Origin of the sequence: Ectothiorhodospira shaposhnikovii (genome assembly GCF_016584105.1) — a bacterium.
GTDB lineage: Bacteria > Pseudomonadota > Gammaproteobacteria > Ectothiorhodospirales > Ectothiorhodospiraceae > Ectothiorhodospira > Ectothiorhodospira shaposhnikovii.
Genome location: NZ_NRSM01000004.1, coordinates 76,077 through 92,695 on the forward strand (window position 1 = coordinate 76,077; position 16,619 = coordinate 92,695).

The window sequence follows — 16,619 nt, forward strand, 5'->3', positions numbered from 1 at the left end:
GTGGATCTGTCCAGCCCCTCTCCCCGGGGGAGAGGGGCTTGGGTCGGCCGTCGCCGACGATCAGGCACAGCCCTTGAAGCCGTCCGCATCCATCTTCGCCTGGAAGGCCGCCAGGGCATCGGCGCCGGTCTTGAGGTCGACGGCGTCGGCATCCCAGTCGGCGGGCTTGATCTTCACCAGCCAGCCCTGACCGTAGGGATCCTGGTTGATCAGACCCGGACTGGCGGAAACGGCGTCATTGGTGGCCACCACCTCGCCGCTGATCGGGGTCTTGGCGGGGCCCACCCACTTGCCGGACTCCACGGTGGCGCAGGACTTGTCCTTCTTCACGTCCTTGCCGGCCTTCTTCGGGGTGTAGGACACCACCTGACCCGCCAGGGAACAGGCATAGGCGGTCATGCCCACGGTTATGTTGCCGTCATCCTCCCTGCGTACCCAAACATTGTTGTCGATGCTGTAGAGAAGTTCTTCCGGCAGATCACAGCCCTTGACTGCACCCATGATGGTCTCCTTTTCGATTATTTGAATATTACCTGCTGCAGTATATCCAGTATCCCGGTAGCGGCGATGACCCCGAGGTGATGCAGGTCAAGGCCCGCGCCGTTCAGAAAGTGATCAGCTTGTCGCAGCCCAGTATCAGGTCCGCCAGGTCGCTGGCACGGGCCACGTGATCCACCTCCGGGATCAGGTCGGCATCCGGATTCATGGCGTAACCGGGCATGGCCGGTTCACAGACGTGCAGCACCACACCGGCCCGTTTCGCGTCGCGGATGAATTCAATGATGGGGCGCCCACCCTCCATGGCGCACAGCGACTCGGCCACCCCTGCCTGCATCAGCCTGACCCCCTCCATGGTGAAGAAGACATGCACCCGGGCATCCATGGAGGCCAGCACCGCCCCCAGATAGAAAGGGGTGGCGCAACGCGCGGGGGTGGACGGGCCGCTGGTCATGATGAAGACCACGGTCTGATCCGCCTCCACATCCTCCAGTGTTGCCGACGGTGCCTGCACCATGAACTCACCCCCGCCCGCAGTGGATGTCGTCCCGCTCGGCACGGGCACGGTAACCTGTCCGTGCCGCCTCCCCGGTCACGAATCGCGCCAGGGCCTGATCCAGGGGTTCATGCACCTCCAGCCGGGCGATCCAGGCACCGAAAGGGTCCTGGTTCAGCAGGGCCGGGGTTGCCATCACCGCTTCGTTCACCGCCACGATGGTGCAGTCCACGAAGTTGGGGACGGGTCCGGCCCACTTGCCGCTCTCGATGGTGGCCACCGGCTTGCCGGCAGGGCGGCGAGTGCCCGGCCGGCGGACGCGCACATGCAGGATCTTGCCGGCGATGGCCTGGGACAGGTCGGTCATCCCGATGGTCAGGATGTCCCCCGGCTCCCGACGCAGCCACACCTGATACTCATCGTCGTAATAAAGATCCGGATGAAACTCGCAGCCGTTGCAATCCATGAACCTTAAATGACCCCCTTGTCCTTCAGAAAACCGATGGAATCACTGACATTTTCGTGAATCCCCAGCTTGCGCGGCGACAGCCCCAGGGACAAACCCAGCAACTGGGTGAAGTAGACGATCTTCACATGGGTCTTGATACCAAACTCCGTCTCCGCGCGCACCTGATGCATCTCCAGCCCCGAGTGACAGGTGGGGCATTCAGTGGCGATCACCTGGGCACCGGAATCCTCCGCCGCCTGCAACAAATTCAGCACCAGCTGGGTGGAAGTATCGGAATCCGACAGGGTATGGGCACCGCCGCAACAGGCCGTCTTCAATGGGAAATCCATGTTCTCCGCACCGGCGGCCTCCAGCAGGTCATCCATGAAATGGGGCTTGTGGGTGGACTCGGAGCCCGGCCCCTGGTCCTTCTCCGGAAAGATCTGCCGTGGACGGGTGTACATGCAGCCGTAGTAGTTGGCGATGCGGATGCCGTTCAGGCCCTTCTTCATCCGCTGCTTGATGCCTTCGGGCCCCTTCTCCTCCATCAGCCACTCCAGCAGATGCACCGTGCGCACGTCCCCCTTGTACACCGGGTCTCCTGCCTTGCGGGCCAGGTCCTGCACCGTCTCCATGGCCTTTTCGGAGGTGGCGGTTTCGTATTCGGCCTTCTTCAGGTTGTGGTAACAGCCGTTGCAGGGGGCCATTACCGTGTCCAGCCCCATCTGCTCGGCGGCAATGGCCAGGTTACGGGCGGACAGATAGGTCTGCAGCATGGGATGGATGTTCTTTACCTCCATGGCGCCGCAGCAGTTGTAGTCCTTGAGGTTGACCATCTCCATGTCCAGGGCCTTCACCAGCACCCGGGTGGACTTGTCATAGGGACCACCGGAGCCTTCCAGGGCGCAACCGGGATAGTATGCAACCTTAGCCATGGGTGGCCTCCTTCTGTTCACGCACGTACTGCCTGAGTACCTCGCCGGTGCGCCCCCAGGAGCGGGTTCTGGGGGGGATGAAGAAATTGCGCGCAAAGCGCATCCCCAGGCCCACCGGCAGATACTGCATCAAACGCACGCCGAACACCCGCAGCCACTGGGGCACCAGGGGCTGACCGGTCTTCTTCAGGAAATTGAGCAGCACCAGGCTGTCCTCGATGCGGCCACGGGCATAGATCTGCTCGGTGAACTCCTCGTCAAAGATCCGGGACGGCGACTTGGGCATGTGCCCCTCGTCCTCCAGCCAGTGGGCCAGGGCCTTCATCACCCCTTCCGGACGCACGTCCTTGGGGCAGATGCTCGTACACTTGTTGCAGGATACGCACTGCCAGATGATGTCCTTGTCCTTGATGATCTCGTCCTTGAGCCCCGTGCGCACTGCATAGATCCAGTAGCGGGGATTGAACTGCACGTTCTGGGCATACATGGTGCAGGAGTTGGTGCAGGAACCGCACTGCCAGCAGCGGTGAACGTTCTCCGCGCCGGGATAGCGCTGGATGACGGCCTCGAAGTCATCATCGTAATCGGTGATGGTCCGGGGCGTGATCATGGTATTCCAGTGACCGGAGACATCCACGCCGTCCACCACCAGATTGTCGTGGCGAAGCAGACGCTCCGGTTCGATCAGGGATTTTTCGTGTATCGCCATGCTTTTCTCCGCAACTCGTCGCGCATCAGGCTCAGGCCGGGCCTGCCTGATGCCAAGTCTCATGACCCGCCGCGGCCATTACACCGCGCCGCTCGTCGATACCCAGCAATTTGACCACCAGTTCCATCGGGTCCTGCCGGGCGCCGAAGTCTCCCTGCAGGATACCCAGCCCCCCGGAAACGGAACGCACGTAGTCCGCATAGCCCCGGGCCAGGATCAGATCCGTGAAAAAGGGCAGATCCCGGTAGAAACCACTGGCGGACAGGTGCCCGACAAACCACTGGCGCACCCCTTCCATGGCCTCCGGCGTCAGTTCCAGGGGCAGGCTCTGCAGACTGTCACTGCCCGACACGAACTCCCGTACGGCGCCGCTCATGGTCTGGGTATCCCAGACCCAGCGGGTCATCAGGGGAATCGTCTCCGGCGTCCGGAAATGCAGCAGTTCCGCCGCCAGGTCCCAGGCCGCCCTCCGCAGCTTGCGCTCCGGCACCGGCAGGCGATCGCAGAAGACCTCCATGCGCCGGAGCAGACCGTCCCGGCCATAGACCAGATCCAGCACTGCCCCGGCCAGGGCCTCCGGATCCATCTGCCGCAGCACCGGCCCCAGCCGACGCCGGGCCGGAAAGACGCATTCCAGCAACAGCAGGGGGACCTCCGGTGACAGGGTGGCGGGACGCGACTCGGGCAGGGCCTTGGCAAACAGGGCATGTTTACTGCCCAGGGCGGTGAGGTAGATCTCCACGCCGCCCCGCTCGTTCATGTCCTCCAGCAGTGCCGCCAGCTTGAAGGCGGCCACCTTTTCATCCAGGGGAATGGCCGGGGGTGCCGGGGTGATGGGCCGGGTCATCGGCACCTCAACTCGCCTTGCGCGTCAGACCATGCAGGTCCGCAATGGCGCGGGCGCCGGCGGCCATGCCCTGGGAAATGGAATCATCGATGGTTTCCGGCCCATAGGCGGCCCCGCAGGAATAGATGCCGGGGCGGGTGGTGCCGCAGGTATTGGTGTAATGCTCGCCCCGCTCGATGAAACCGTGCTTCTCCAGCCCCACGCCGAACACCTTGGCGATCTCCGGATTGTCCATGTTGGGATCCATGCCCACCGCGTGCACCACCAGGTCAAAGGGAATGACGATGGGCCGCTTCACCAGGGTGTCCTCTCCCTTCAGCAGCAGGCGGCCATCGGGGGCCGCGGTGACCTCTGCGATACGGGCCTTGACGAACTTGGTGCGAAACTCCTCCTGGGACTTCCAGTAGAAGCGGTCCTCGTAAAGACCGAAGGTGCGGATGTCCATGTAATAGATGAACACCTGGGTCTTGGGCGACAGCTCCTTGATCTCCATGGCCAGATTGGCCGAGACGGTACAACACACCTTGGAACACCACTCACGCCCGATCTGCCGATCGCGGGAGCCGACGCACAACAGGATGGCCACCCGCTCCGGCGTCCGGCCGTCGGAAGGACAGGCGATCTTGCCGGCGGTCACCATCTGCTCCACCTGGGTGGTGGTGACCACGTCCGGGAAGGTGCCGAAACCCCACTCGGGCTTGTTGACGGAATCAAAGTGGGTGAATCCGGTGGCCAGCACCACGGCACCGGCCTTGACGCTCTTGCCGTTGCTCAGCTTGGCGGTGAACCTGCCCGCCTCCCCGTTGAGCTGCGTCACCCTGGCGCCCTTGTGGATGGTGACATTGCCGTCGTCCTCCACCCGCTTGACCATGCGTCCAATGGCATCCCTGGCCCATTCGCCGGAGGGCACCAGACGGGCATATCCGGAAAGGATGGGGGCACCGCCCAGCACGTCTTCCTTTTCCACCAGCACGGCCTTGTAGCCCACACCGGCCACCTGGGCCGCCGCGGACAGGCCGGCGGGTCCCGCACCGACGATCAGAACGGTATCCTGCATCACGCATTCCCCCCATAAGCGAGTTCGGGTTTGTAGAGATATTCGATGTTGCCCTGCTCGACTTCCTTCAGATAGGCCTGGAAGTTCTTCTTGGCCTCGGACCAGGAGATCCCCATCTTCTCCACCAGCTCCTCGCAGGGCGAGGCATGCCACTGGAGCTGCACGATCTTCAGGGGGTCCGCCCCGCAGGCCAGGGCGGCGAACTGCACCTCGGCCATGATGGGGACCTGGAAGTTCTGGTCATGGGCCTTGCCGATCCACTGGTTCTTGTCCATGGTGGTGACGCAGCCGGTGTCGTTGGCCAGCATGACATCGGCATTGGCCTCTTCCCGGGCCACCCGGATCTTGCGGTTCATGGTGAAGGAACGGGTGAACTCCCGCTCGGAGATGATGTGCCTGAAGCCGAAGCCGCAGCAGTCATACCAGGTGGAATAGTCGATCACCTGGGCGCCCAGGGCCTGGGCCATGGAGGTGATGATGGCGGTGCGATTGCCACCCAGGACATCGGCATCGTAGACGGCATCCTCGTGGATCATCTTGTAGTAATGGCAGGCCACATGGGCGGTGGTGCGGATGTGGGAGACATCGATCTTCTGCAACTCCGAGGCGATGCGATGGCGCATCACATGCACCCATTCCGAGTAATGGATGATCTCCTCGGGGATCACCAGCTTGCCGTCCACCAGCCGACCCAGCTTGTCCAGGATCTTCGCGACCTTCTCCCGGAGCTGGGGGGATTCGATCAGGTACTTGCGGATCTCCTTGTAATTGCCGAAGGAGGTGCCGCAGTGAACCAGGGGATAGAAGTGACCCAGCTCGTGACCGTGCTGCTTGCCGGACACATAGGACTGGTGGAAATTCCTCAGGAACACCGCCGCCAGGGATTCCACGTTGCCGATGCCGGAGCCGTGGTAGTTCCAGGCGGTGCAGGAGGTCTGGTCGGTCTCGTCCAGGTAATCCTTGCCGGGCACGAAACCGAACTCGTTCATGAACCACAACAGGGAGGTGGGATAGCCGGGGATGTTGCCGCACTGACCGCAGGACTTGTGATGCCAGAGCTGCCGGGTGGGGATCTTCTTGTCCCAGCCGAACAGGGTCTTCACCATACTGGGTTCATGCTGGTCCTCCACCCGGTGGATGATGATGTGGCCTTCCTTTTCCAGCGCGTACATGTGTTCGCGCACATCATCCATGCGGTCGCCCAGATCAACGGTGCGACGATCCACATGCTTGCGCACCCAGTCGGTGGCCTTGACGGCCTCGTCACGGGAGAGCTGTGTCTGCTGGAAGAAGGAGCCGTGGCCGGCCACGCCCTGGCCGTCGGTATTGTGAAATCCGGGCTTCATGGCCCCGGGGCCTGCCCCTTCGGCGGTGGCATTGTGCCCGCCGGGGGTATGATCTTTCTTCTTGGAACTCATGTGTGCCACTCCTCTACTACGCTCGGCTTTGGTGCTCAGGCAAGGATCCGGCTCAGTCTTCTTCTTGTTCTTCGAGCCATTCCTCGTATTCCTCCCGCTTTTCGTCGATGAAGTCCTCGATCACGTCAAACAGGTTCTCGTCCATCAGTTCCAGGGATTTGAGTACCCCGGTCATCTCCCAGATGGTGTACATCTCCACCGAGGTCTTCAGGGAGATTTCCCAGGCGGTATCGGTGGTCTGCAGGGTCTTCATGGGAATGGCCTTGCGCAGGATGCGCAGGTCGCCATCCACCTTCTGGATGTTCGGTCCCCAGTCGGGGAAGTGATCCGGCTGGATCATGTCCGGAGAGAGCTGGTTGCCGGTGGTGATGAGCTTGAGCATCACCCGGCCGAAGGGCCGCAGCACGTCCTTGGCGGACTGCATCTCATGCTTGATGGCCACCTCCCGCATGATGGCCACCAGGCCACCGGGGGAGTTCTTGAAGGGACAGCGTGCCGCGCAGGTCATGCACTGGGCGCAGGCCCAGATCTTCTCCTGCATGGCGTCGTACACCTGCTCCACGTTCTCGGTCCACAGGAGCTGGACGATCTCCCGGGGGCTGTAGTCATAGAACTGGGCGGACGGACAGGTGGCGGTGCAGATCCCGCAGTTCAGACACCCGTTAAGCTCGTGGTCATAGCGAAAGTCACTGCGGATATCGTCGAATATCTGCTGCATTTCGGCGTAAGTTGCCATGGCATACCTCATCTTTCATTGCCCGGAGAGATATCCTTACACCCAAGCAAATTTGTCAACTATTGGCGTTCAGCAAGTGTAGTTCATTTTTTCGGCGACGAATCAAGCCGGCGCACCGATGGATAAATCCGCTCCAGTGACACCACACATTCGGCTCATCACCCTTCCCGTTCGTGGCCGTGAGCCGCTCTCAGGGGTACGGAGAGACTGGCAGTCACTAGATGAAAAGACAGATATCCGACTCGCCCGCAAACTCGAAGAAGGTGGCGGCACCGCCGTATTCCACGCCGTCGATGAAGTCTTCCCGCGACATGTCGAACAGATCCACCGTCATCTGACAGGCGATCATCTTCACCTCCGCCTCCCGGCACATCTCGCGCAGCTCTTCCACGCTGGCCACACCCTTGGACTTCATCTTCTGCTTCATCATGTGGGTCATCATGCCCTGCATGCCGGGCAGGGCCTGCAGCAGGACCGGCATGGGCATCGGCATGGGCATGCCGGGATTCCCCAGGGAGGTGACTTTCAGATCGGGTTTCTTCTTGAGCAGTTGCAGACCGTAAAACGTGAAGAACACCTGCACCTGGTAGCCCAGGGCGGCCGCGGTGGAAGCCAGGATGAAGGGCGGATAGGCCCAGTCCAGGGTTCCCTTGGTGGCGATGATGGCCAGCCTTTTTTCGGACACGTGGCATTCCCTCCTTAATATGCCTGTGATGGCGCCTCCCGAAGGGGGCGTCCTGCCGCGGCCATGGCGCGCGGCAGAACGGCTCCCCGGATCAGGACTTGCGCATCAGGAAGAGGAACTTGCCACCCTCTTCCCGGTGCTCCAGCAGTTCATTGCCGGTCTGCTTGGCAAAGGCCTCGAAGTCCTTCACGGAACCCGGGTCGGTGGCGATAATCCGCAGCACCTGGCCGCTGTCCATGGAGGCCAGGGATTTCTTGGCACGCAGGATGGGCAGGGGGCAGTTCAGCCCGGAGGCATCCAGTTCCTGGTCAAAATCGGACATCTCGATTTTCTCCTCGTCTATCAAGTGGTCTGGGGTCTTCTTTGTCGGCACCCCGCAAGGGCCTGCCGACGCCCACCCCGATCATCTCACGAAATTTCCCGTCATCGGACAGGGGAAATCTCAGTATTTATAGCTGGCGGGAGCCCAAGGACCGGTTCGAGCCATCTCTATGAAGCGACACCCAACGCCAGACTTCACTTCTTTGCTTATTCTCAATAACAATATAGCCATATTCTTCTGAACGTCCAGCTTATGCGAAATGAAGAATATGAGAACGCTTCCCACACCCAATGAACAAAGAATCAGGACTGCTGTCTCACCGGGAACACGCGTGATACCGTTCCCGGAACCGGCCCGACTGCCCCAAACTGGAGGAACCTTCATCGTGGACAAAAAGCATTTTGCCGCCGATACCCAGTATGCTGTCACCCTGTATGACGATCATCGGCGTCTGCGCCCCGCCAACCTCTACGTGCATCGGCTTTTCGATGACAGCATGATCGCCCGCCGGACCGACGGCCTCCACTCAGGGCTGTTGTTCAAGATCCGCTATGAGGACGTGGTCCGGATCGCACGGACCATCCCGGTGGACCGGTCCAGGCGCTTCATGCTGCCGGAGGCCATGCTAATGCCGAAACTATGGGAAAACCGTACCACCATGAACGCCTACGCCTCGGCCCCCGGCCTGGGCAAGTAGCAGGACCCATCCCCATGCCCGACCGACCGGCCCCCGGCCGTAAGCCGCGAACCATCGGTCGGCGCATGCTCATGGCCCTTGGGCTCTGCCTGCTCCTCATCATCGCCACCCCGCCCCAGGCGGGCATCAACCTGCCGGAGATCGGGGACCCCTCCTCCGCCCTGCTTTCCCCCTCCCAGGAACAACAACTGGGCCGCACCCTGCTGCGGGAGGTGCGCCGCACCCTGCCGCTGAGCAAGGACCCGGTCCTTCTGGGATATGTGGAGGCCCTGGGGCAACGACTGGTGTCCAGCGCCGCCGATGCCCATCCCAACTTCACCTTTCTGGTGGTGGAAGATCCCGGCATCAATGCCTTCGCCATGCCTGGGGGCATTATCGGCATCAACACGGGGCTGATCGACGCCGCCCGCAATGAAGGAGAACTGGCCGCGGTCGTCGCCCACGAAATTGCCCATGTCACCCAACGCCACATCGCCCGCGCCTATGCGGGGAGCACCCGTATCGACCTGGCCACGGGGCTGGCCATTCTGGCCGGCATCATCGCCAGCGCCTATTCCCCGGAGGTGGGGCAGGCAGCCATCATCGGCGGCATGGCCGGAGGTGCCCAGGCCCGGATCAACTTCACCCGGGCCAACGAGCAGGAGGCGGACCGGATCGGAATCAGCATTCTTGCCGCGGCCGACTACGATCCCCAGGCCATGCCCAACTTCTTCGAGCGCATGCTCCAGCTCAGCGGCGGTGCCGGCGAAACAGTACCCGAATACCTGCGCACCCACCCCGTCACCACCAACCGCATTACCGACAGCCGCCTACGGGCCGATCAATACAGCGGAGACTTTCGCAGCGATTCACAGGCCTTTCGCATGATCCTTGCCCGGGTACAGGCCCTGCAGGATCCGGCCCGCGTCATCGACCTCCACACCCGCGACCGGACCGGCAACAGCGAAGATGTCGCCAGACGCTACGGCTACGCCATCGCGCTCATTCAACGGGGCCAGACCGAACAGGCACTCAAGGCACTACAGGGCATATCGGGACAGGACGGCGCAGACCTCTACCTGGAGCTTGCCCGGGCGGAGGCCCACATGGCGGCCAGACCCACGGATCATCAGGCAGCCCTTGAGATCCTCCGAAGACTGGATGACATCTACCCCAGACACCTTCCGGTCACCCAAACCTACGTGCAGGCCCTGATCGGAGCCGGAGACTATGGCCGGGCGATACAAGTGGCCGACACCCTGCTGTCGGTCGAGGTCAAGGCACCTGAACTGCTGCGCCTCAAGGCCGATGCCGCCTCGCGCCTGGGCAGGCAGGCGATCAGTCATGAAAACATGGCGGAATATTATTTCCATCACGGCCAGTATCGTGAGACCGTCAGGCAACTGGACATGGCGCTGACCGCCCAGGATCTGACCCCCCATGTGGAAGAACGGATCAGGAGCAAACGCACCATTGCATTGCGTTTTCTGGAGGATCGCTGAGCCGGATCCAGGTTTTGACCCATATCAACCAGCCATATAACTAAAAATTACTTGTAAAAAAGATTTAGTTAGGTAGGCTGTAACCCCTAGAGAGCCCACGGCAAAACCTCATGCCGAAACGGGGCATCTCCAACCATGAGATGTTAAAGAAGTGGAGGAGACCGCATGAACAGCAAGCGTCGAGTGTTTCTCAAGGGCACCCTCGCGACGGGTACCGTGGGTGTCGCCGTAGGTGCCGGCCTGCTGACCCCAAGTACCGTCCTCGCCGACTGGCCCAAGGCCGCTTTCCAGGCGAATTCCCTGAGTGATGCCCTCAAGTCCGCCCTGGGTTCCGACAGCCACAGCAGCGGCGACATCACCATTCGTGCTCCGGATATTGCCGAAAACGGCGCCGTGGTCCCGATCACCGTGGAATCCACGCTGTCCGGCGTTACCGACATCGCCATCCTGGCGGTTGCCAACAACGCCCCCCTGACCTCCAGCTACAAGCTGGGAGAAGGCACCAAGGCCTTCGTCGCCACCCGGATCAAGATGGGTGAAACCTCCGATATCGTCGCCGTACTCAAGGCCAACGGCCAGCTCTACAGCGGCACCAAGGAGGTCAAGGTCACCATCGGCGGCTGCGGCGGCTAACCAGGCAACGCCCGGCAACCCGCGGCATCAAGGCGAATTCGCAGGAGAAAGTACCATGTCCAGCATCCGAGTCCGAGCCCAGATCGAAGGCGGCGTCACCAATGTGCGCGCCCTGATCAGTCACCCCATGGAAACCGGCCAGCGCCGGGACCAGGGCGGTAACACCATCCCCGCCCATTTCATCACCGAGGTCAAGGCCGAGTGCAACGGCAGGCATGTACTGACCGCCAACTGGGGCCCGGCCATTTCCCGCAATCCTTATCTATCCTTCCAGTTTGAAGGGGCCGCCGCCGGCGACACCCTGAAGCTTTCCTGGGTGGACAACAACGGCGAATCGGATACCACCGAAGTTCGCATCAGCTGATCCAAAGAAGATCAGTCACAAGTAGAACGGAAGTACGCAGGAGGTTTGTCGCGCCAAGGGTCCCGGTTAGACCGTGACCACCACCAAAGAGGAATACAGAGACCAGACCCGGGTGACCGGCACAGGTCCAGGCAGGAACACTTAAAACGACACCTGCCAGATTCAGCAAGCCCGGTTAAGCCGGGCTTTCTTTTGGCCGGGACCCGCCGGCCCGCGTTCAATCATCGTGTGAGGAGAAGGCATGAACCTGACCCGCAGAGAATTTCTCCAGGTACTGAGTGCCGCCGGCATGGCCGGATTCGCCCTGTCCGCCTGCGGTCGCGGCAACGGCAACGGCGGCACCCTGACCCGCCCGGATGCCACCGGCAGTCCCTATGAGCTGCGCCCCTACGGCAATGTCTCCCTGCTGCACTACACCGACTGCCACGGCCAATTGCTGCCCGTGTACTTTCGCGAACCCCACGTCAACCTGGGCATCGGTGAAATGCAGGGCCGCCCCCCTCACCTGGTGGGCCGGCATCTGCTGAACCACTACGGCCTGGAACACCCCAACCTCTGGTCCCATGCCTATACCCACCTGGATTTTGCCCATCTGGCGGAGCAGTACGGTCGCGTGGGCGGGTTTGCCCACCTGGCCACCCTGGTCAGGCATGTCCGGGCCCAGCGCCCCGGCGCCCTGCTGCTGGACGGCGGCGATACCTGGGGCGGCGGTTCGGGCACCGGCGTCTGGACCCATGCCCAGGACATGGTGGACGCCCAGCTACTGCTGGGCGTGGACATCATGACCGGTCACTGGGAATACACCTTCGGCGCCAAACGGGTACAGGAGATCCTGCAGAACGACTTTGCCGGCCACATCGACTTCGTGGCCCAGAACGTGGTGGATGTGGACTGGGAAGAGCGGGTCTTCAAACCCTACGTGATCCGCGAGATCAACGGCGTCAACGTGGCGGTGATCGGCCAGGCCTTCCCCTACACCCCCATCGCCAATCCCAGGCACCTGATGCCGGAGTGGTCCTTCGGCATCCGGCACCGGGAGATGCAGGAGAGCGTCGATCAGGCCCGTGCCGAAGGCGCCGAGGTGGTGGTGGTGCTGTCCCACAACGGCATGGACGTGGACATCAAGATGGCCGGACTGGTCAACGGCATCGATGCCATCATGGGCGGTCACACCCATGATGCGGTCCCGGCCCCCCTGGAAGTCAGAACCCCCGACGGCGGCACCTGTCTGGTCACCAACGGCGGCTCCAACGGCAAATTCCTCGCCGTCCTGGACCTGAACTTCGCCAAAGGCCGGATCGAGGGATACCGTTACCATCTGCTGCCGGTGTTCGCCAACCTGATCGACCCCGACCCGGAGATGAGCCGATATATCGAAGACCTGCGCCATCGCACCGTCACCTTCGACGGCGAGACCTTCCGCATGGCGGACAAGCTGGGCGAGGCACTGGCGGTCAGCGACGACCTGCTCTACCGCCGCGGCAACTTCAACGGCACCTTCGACCAGCTCATCTGCGATGCCCTGATGGAACAGGTGGATGCCCAGATCTCGTTTTCTCCCGGCTTCCGCTGGGGCACCACCGTCCTGCCGGGCATGCCCATCACCTTCGAGCACGTGATGGACCAGACCGGCCTCACCTACCCGGCGGTGACCCGCAATGAAATGAGCGGCGAGATGATCAAGACCATCCTTGAAGACGTGGCCGACAACCTGTTCAACAAGGACCCCTTCTACCAGCAGGGCGGCGACATGGTGCGCGTGGGCGGGCTGCGCTATGCCATCGACCCCACCCGGGACATCGGCGAACGCATCACGGCCATGGAACTGGACGGCAAGCCCATCGACCCGAACGGCACCTATGTAGTGGCAGGCTGGGCCAGCGTGCAGGAACAACCCATGGGAGACACCGGCCGCAAGATCTGGGACGTGGTGGCCGATTATCTGCGGGATCACCAAACCGTACGCATCACCGACCTCAACGAACCGGTGCTCAAGGGCGTGGACGGCAATCCCGGCCTGGCTCCGGCCGGTTAACTGCCGGAGCCAAAGGAATTTGTCCGATAATTGGAGGGTGTCCAGTTCGGAATGATCTCCTGAATGACCGTCACCGGTCCCGGACGACCGAAAAAATAGCCCTGGTGGCTATGGCAACCGATCCGGCTCAGCCACTCCCAGTGCTCCCGGGTTTCCACGCCCTCGGCAATCACCCTGATACCCAGCGTACCCGCCAGGGCCACGATGGTCCGGGCGATGGCCGCATCGTTGGGATCAATGAGCACATCCCGGACGAACGACTGATCGATTTTCACATCGTCCAGAGGAAGGCGCTTGAGATAGCTCAGGGAAGAATACCCCGTGCCGAAATCATCCAGGGCAAACGTGATACCCAGGGCCCTTAACTGCTGCATCTTGTGGATCACCTCTTCCACGTCTTCCAAGAGCAGGCTCTCGGTGATCTCCAGCTTGAGACGGCAAGGATCGGCACCGGTGGCATTCAGGGCCCGCAGCACCCCGGGCACGAAATCCGGGTGCCGGAACTGGCGGGCACTCACATTGGCCGAAATCTGCAGGTGCATCAGGGAAGGATCCCGCGCCCATTGGGCCAGTTGGGCACAGACGGACTCCAACACCCACTGCCCGATGGGAAGAATCAACCCCGTATCCTCGGCCAGGGCGATGAACTCACCGGGGGGCACCAGCCCACGATCCGGACTCTGCCAGCGCAACAGGGCCTCGGCACCCGCCAATTGACCATCATCGTCCACCATGACCTGGTAATACAGCAGGAACTGCTCATCCACGAGCGCCCGGCGCAGATCACCTTCCAGGGCGGCCCGGGCAGCCACCCAAGCCTGCATGCCGGGGTCGAACAGGCGCATGGTATTGCGTCCCGCGGCCTTGGCCTGGTACATGGCCAGATCAGCCCGCTTCATGAGTTCGTCCACGCTGACCGGTTCACTATCAAACAAGGTGATGCCTATGCTGGCGGTAGTGTGATGTTCCTGGCCGTTGAGGAGATACGGGTGGTTCAGAGCGGTCAGGATCTTATCGGCGACAATCTCCACCTGCTGCGTGGCCTCCTGGAGATGGTGGCTGAGCAGGCACAGCATGACCACGAATTCATCCCCGCCCAAGCGGGCCACGGTATCAGACTCATGCACACACCCGCGGATGCGACCGGCCGCCTGCATGAGCAATTGATCACCCAGATGGTGGCCCAGGGTGTCGTTGAGGATCTTGAAGTTATCCAGGTCGATGAACAACAGGGCCCCATGGCGATGCTCGTGGTGACAGAGACTGACGGTCGCCTCCAGCCGTTCCGTCAGCAGACGCCGATTGGGCAACTGGGTCAGAGGATCGAAGAAGGCCAGCGCCCTGATCTCTTCCTCGGCCTGTTTACGGGCGGTGATATCCCGGGCAATCCCATGGTATCCGGTAATCTTGCCGCTCTCATCCCGCGAAGGGAGCGCACTGGAATTATGCCAGCGCCAATGACCATCCTGGTGCCGCACCCGGTATTCGATATCCTGCACATGGTGACCGTGTTGCATGACGCTGGCAAACACCTGCTCACAGATGTGCAGATCCTCCGGGTGAACGAACTCAGAGAAATGATGACCCAGGATGCTTTCCGGGTCATGCCCCATGAGGGCCTTCGAGCTTGGGGAAATAAACTCGAAGTATCCCTCGGATGAAATCAGATGGATGATGTCGTGGCCATTTTCCACCAAAAAACGGTATTTCTCCTCGGAGCGCCGCAGATCCATCTCCGTGCGCTTGCGCGCCGTGATGTTGTCAATCACGACGGCAAAACCGCCCGGGCCGGTCTGGAAGGCGCCAACACTGAATACTTCGCCCACGGACTCCAGGTGCTGCTCAAATAAAGTGGCCTGTCCCGTGAGCGCCACCTGCCCGAAGCGACGGATCAACCCGGGCAGTTCCGGCACCGGGTAGACCTCGGTGGCCCGTCGGCCCAGCACATCGGCCACCTTCAGCCCGGTGTGGTGCTCAAACGCCGGGTTGGCCATGGTGAACACGTAATCGCATGGCTCACCCCGCCCATCCAGGATGATGTCGTGTACGGCCACACCGCTGAGGGAATTGTCGAACAAGGCCCGAAAACGGGCTTCGCTGCACTTGATGGCCCGCTCCGCCTCCTGGCGCTCATTCACCTCCCGACTCAGAATCCGGTTGGCATCCTCCAGGGAACGGTGGCTGCGCTGCAACGCCTGATCGTACTGCAGGGTGCGCAGATAGCCACGCAGTACCAGCAGGCCCAGACCAGCGATGACCAGCCAGGAGAGGCTAAATATCAAGAATTTCCGCCACCAGGAGGCCATGATCATGTAGTTCGCCTCGCCGGCCACTACCAGGAAGGGCAAATCCCGTACAGCCTGGGCCGTGTAGAAACGGTGTATCCCGTCCAGCGGCGAGACAATGGCAAAATGCGTGGTATCCGACACATCCTGGATGAGAGGATCCACCTCGCCATCCCCCACCGGCTGGCCCAACCGGGCCTCAAAATCCGGGATGTCATCCCGGGGGCGCCTCGCCAGCAAACGGCCTTCCTTATCCAGGATGGTCAGAGTGCTCCCGGGCGTTAGTTCGATACGTTCCAGCCAGTGGTCGAAGAAGCCCAGATCCAGCCGCACACCCAGCAACCCGGCAAATCGCCCCTCTGCATCACGAAGAGCCTGGGCATGGGTGACGAGAAACCGTTCGCACTCATGGGACCACAAGGTACGGGAAACCTGCCGCTCCAGGCTGGGGGCGGCATGCAGGCTCAGAAAATGGCGCTGCGTGCTGATGTCGTAACCGATTTCCTGGGGATCCCCGGAGGTATGGATCATCACGCCTTCGCGATCAAACAAGGCAATGGTCCGGGCATGGGGCAGGAAACTCCGATGCCGCTCCAGCCACTGATTGATTCGGGCGTGGGCTTCCGGATCACCTTCGGGTGGAGGGAAATTCAAGAGGTGGATCTCGCCAGCCATGCTGCTGAGCAGGGCGCCGCTGGTTTCAAAGGCGGCATACAGCCACTCACTCACCAGCACGCTGGTGGCATGGGTACGCTGGCGGGCTGCCTCCATATCCTGCTCCCTGGAAGTGAGCAGATCCCAAGCCATCACCAGTGCCAGCGTCAGGCACAAACCCAGATAGAGCATCCAGGCCTTGAAGGCGACACTCAGGTAGGGGGCTCCCCCTGGCAGTGGGGCATGGTTCAACAAGGTTGTCCTGACACAGGCATCACGGATCTATCCCGAAACATGACGAGGGCGGATCATCCTGACG

The 16,619-nt window shown here is 61.8% G+C and carries 17 protein-coding genes; 5 read left to right on the forward strand and 12 right to left on the reverse strand.

Going from position 1 to position 16,619, the window contains the following annotated elements:
- Positions 1–60 precede the first annotated feature (60 nt).
- The 11 genes from gcvH to CKO35_RS03585 form a co-directional block, all read right to left on the reverse strand.
- Entirely contained in the window at positions 61–501 is a 441-nt protein-coding gene (gene gcvH, locus CKO35_RS03535) for a glycine cleavage system protein GcvH (protein ID WP_200172719.1), read from the reverse strand.
- Positions 502–604: 103 nt separating this feature from the next.
- Positions 605–1,015, reverse strand: a complete 411-nt coding sequence (locus CKO35_RS03540; RefSeq protein ID WP_200172721.1) for a DsrE family protein — start codon at positions 1,013–1,015, stop codon at positions 605–607.
- A gap of 4 nt (positions 1,016–1,019) precedes the next feature.
- The gene (locus CKO35_RS03545) at positions 1,020–1,460 is read right to left on the reverse strand and encodes a biotin/lipoyl attachment domain-containing protein (RefSeq protein ID WP_200172723.1); all 441 of its coding nucleotides are present in this window, start codon (positions 1,458–1,460) and stop codon (positions 1,020–1,022) included.
- 5 nt (positions 1,461–1,465) lie between these two features.
- Entirely contained in the window at positions 1,466–2,377 is a 912-nt protein-coding gene (locus CKO35_RS03550) for a CoB--CoM heterodisulfide reductase iron-sulfur subunit B family protein (protein ID WP_200172725.1), read from the reverse strand.
- A complete protein-coding gene (locus tag CKO35_RS03555; protein WP_200172728.1) occupies positions 2,370–3,086 on the reverse strand; it encodes a 4Fe-4S dicluster domain-containing protein in 717 nt (238 codons plus the stop codon). The genes CKO35_RS03550 and CKO35_RS03555 overlap by 8 nt, the downstream gene beginning before the upstream one ends.
- Positions 3,087–3,117: 31 nt before the next feature.
- Positions 3,118–3,933, reverse strand: a complete 816-nt coding sequence (locus CKO35_RS03560; RefSeq protein ID WP_207143454.1) for a hypothetical protein — start codon at positions 3,931–3,933, stop codon at positions 3,118–3,120.
- 7 nt (positions 3,934–3,940) lie between these two features.
- Positions 3,941–4,990, reverse strand: a complete 1,050-nt coding sequence (locus tag CKO35_RS03565) for a CoB--CoM heterodisulfide reductase iron-sulfur subunit A family protein (protein WP_200172732.1) — start codon at positions 4,988–4,990, stop codon at positions 3,941–3,943.
- The gene (locus CKO35_RS03570) at positions 4,990–6,408 is read right to left on the reverse strand and encodes a heterodisulfide reductase-related iron-sulfur binding cluster (RefSeq protein WP_200172734.1); all 1,419 of its coding nucleotides are present in this window, start codon (positions 6,406–6,408) and stop codon (positions 4,990–4,992) included. The genes CKO35_RS03565 and CKO35_RS03570 overlap by 1 nt, the downstream gene beginning before the upstream one ends.
- Positions 6,409–6,460: 52 nt before the next feature.
- Positions 6,461–7,126, reverse strand: a complete 666-nt coding sequence (locus CKO35_RS03575) for a 4Fe-4S dicluster domain-containing protein (RefSeq protein WP_040405805.1) — start codon at positions 7,124–7,126, stop codon at positions 6,461–6,463.
- Between the two features lie 235 nt (positions 7,127–7,361).
- The gene (gene dsrE2 / locus CKO35_RS03580; protein ID WP_200172736.1) at positions 7,362–7,829 is read right to left on the reverse strand and encodes a sulfur carrier protein DsrE2; all 468 of its coding nucleotides are present in this window, start codon (positions 7,827–7,829) and stop codon (positions 7,362–7,364) included.
- A 91-nt stretch (positions 7,830–7,920) separates the two neighbouring features.
- Entirely contained in the window at positions 7,921–8,151 is a 231-nt protein-coding gene (locus CKO35_RS03585) for a sulfurtransferase TusA family protein (protein ID WP_008932742.1), read from the reverse strand.
- A gap of 385 nt (positions 8,152–8,536) precedes the next feature.
- Between CKO35_RS03585 and CKO35_RS03590 the strand changes: the two genes are divergently transcribed.
- From CKO35_RS03590 to soxB, 5 genes are all read left to right on the forward strand, one after another.
- Positions 8,537–8,848 (forward strand): hypothetical protein, encoded by a 312-nt coding sequence (locus CKO35_RS03590; protein ID WP_200172738.1) that lies wholly within the window; start codon positions 8,537–8,539, stop codon positions 8,846–8,848.
- 14 nt (positions 8,849–8,862) lie between these two features.
- The gene (locus tag CKO35_RS03595) at positions 8,863–10,329 is read left to right on the forward strand and encodes a M48 family metalloprotease (protein WP_242466995.1); all 1,467 of its coding nucleotides are present in this window, start codon (positions 8,863–8,865) and stop codon (positions 10,327–10,329) included.
- Positions 10,330–10,494: 165 nt separating this feature from the next.
- The gene (soxY, locus tag CKO35_RS03600; protein WP_200172740.1) at positions 10,495–10,962 is read left to right on the forward strand and encodes a thiosulfate oxidation carrier protein SoxY; all 468 of its coding nucleotides are present in this window, start codon (positions 10,495–10,497) and stop codon (positions 10,960–10,962) included.
- A 55-nt stretch (positions 10,963–11,017) separates the two neighbouring features.
- On the forward strand, positions 11,018–11,326 hold the full coding sequence (soxZ, locus tag CKO35_RS03605) for a thiosulfate oxidation carrier complex protein SoxZ (protein WP_200172741.1): 309 nt from the start codon (positions 11,018–11,020) through the stop codon (positions 11,324–11,326).
- Positions 11,327–11,567: 241 nt separating this feature from the next.
- A complete protein-coding gene (gene soxB, locus CKO35_RS03610; RefSeq protein WP_200172743.1) occupies positions 11,568–13,361 on the forward strand; it encodes a thiosulfohydrolase SoxB in 1,794 nt (597 codons plus the stop codon).
- On the opposite strand, the gene CKO35_RS03615 is transcribed toward soxB, so the two are convergent.
- Positions 13,358–16,552, reverse strand: coding sequence for a bifunctional diguanylate cyclase/phosphodiesterase (locus CKO35_RS03615; RefSeq protein WP_200172745.1), 3,195 nt, complete (start codon positions 16,550–16,552; stop codon positions 13,358–13,360). The genes soxB and CKO35_RS03615 overlap by 4 nt on opposite strands.
- Between the last annotated feature and the right edge of the window lie 67 nt (positions 16,553–16,619).

Bases quoted from the DNA above. Each gene is read 5' to 3' on its own strand.
- CKO35_RS03555 (WP_200172728.1), bottom strand. From the start codon at position 3,086: ATGGCGATACACGAAAAATCCCTGATCGAACCGGAGCGTCTGCTTCGC.
- CKO35_RS03575 (WP_040405805.1), bottom strand. From the start codon at position 7,126: ATGCAGCAGATATTCGACGATATCCGCAGTGACTTTCGCTATGACCAC.
- CKO35_RS03560 (WP_207143454.1), bottom strand. From the start codon at position 3,933: ATGACCCGGCCCATCACCCCGGCACCCCCGGCCATTCCCCTGGATGAA.
- CKO35_RS03595 (WP_242466995.1), top strand. From the start codon at position 8,863: ATGCCCGACCGACCGGCCCCCGGCCGTAAGCCGCGAACCATCGGTCGG.
- CKO35_RS03540 (WP_200172721.1), bottom strand. From the start codon at position 1,015: ATGGTGCAGGCACCGTCGGCAACACTGGAGGATGTGGAGGCGGATCAG.
- CKO35_RS03550 (WP_200172725.1), bottom strand. From the start codon at position 2,377: ATGGCTAAGGTTGCATACTATCCCGGTTGCGCCCTGGAAGGCTCCGGT.
- CKO35_RS03545 (WP_200172723.1), bottom strand. From the start codon at position 1,460: ATGGATTGCAACGGCTGCGAGTTTCATCCGGATCTTTATTACGACGAT.
- CKO35_RS03585 (WP_008932742.1), bottom strand. From the start codon at position 8,151: ATGTCCGATTTTGACCAGGAACTGGATGCCTCCGGGCTGAACTGCCCC.
- CKO35_RS03570 (WP_200172734.1), bottom strand. From the start codon at position 6,408: ATGAGTTCCAAGAAGAAAGATCATACCCCCGGCGGGCACAATGCCACC.
- gcvH (WP_200172719.1), bottom strand. From the start codon at position 501: ATGGGTGCAGTCAAGGGCTGTGATCTGCCGGAAGAACTTCTCTACAGC.
- CKO35_RS03565 (WP_200172732.1), bottom strand. From the start codon at position 4,990: ATGCAGGATACCGTTCTGATCGTCGGTGCGGGACCCGCCGGCCTGTCC.
- soxZ (WP_200172741.1), top strand. From the start codon at position 11,018: ATGTCCAGCATCCGAGTCCGAGCCCAGATCGAAGGCGGCGTCACCAAT.
- soxY (WP_200172740.1), top strand. From the start codon at position 10,495: ATGAACAGCAAGCGTCGAGTGTTTCTCAAGGGCACCCTCGCGACGGGT.
- soxB (WP_200172743.1), top strand. From the start codon at position 11,568: ATGAACCTGACCCGCAGAGAATTTCTCCAGGTACTGAGTGCCGCCGGC.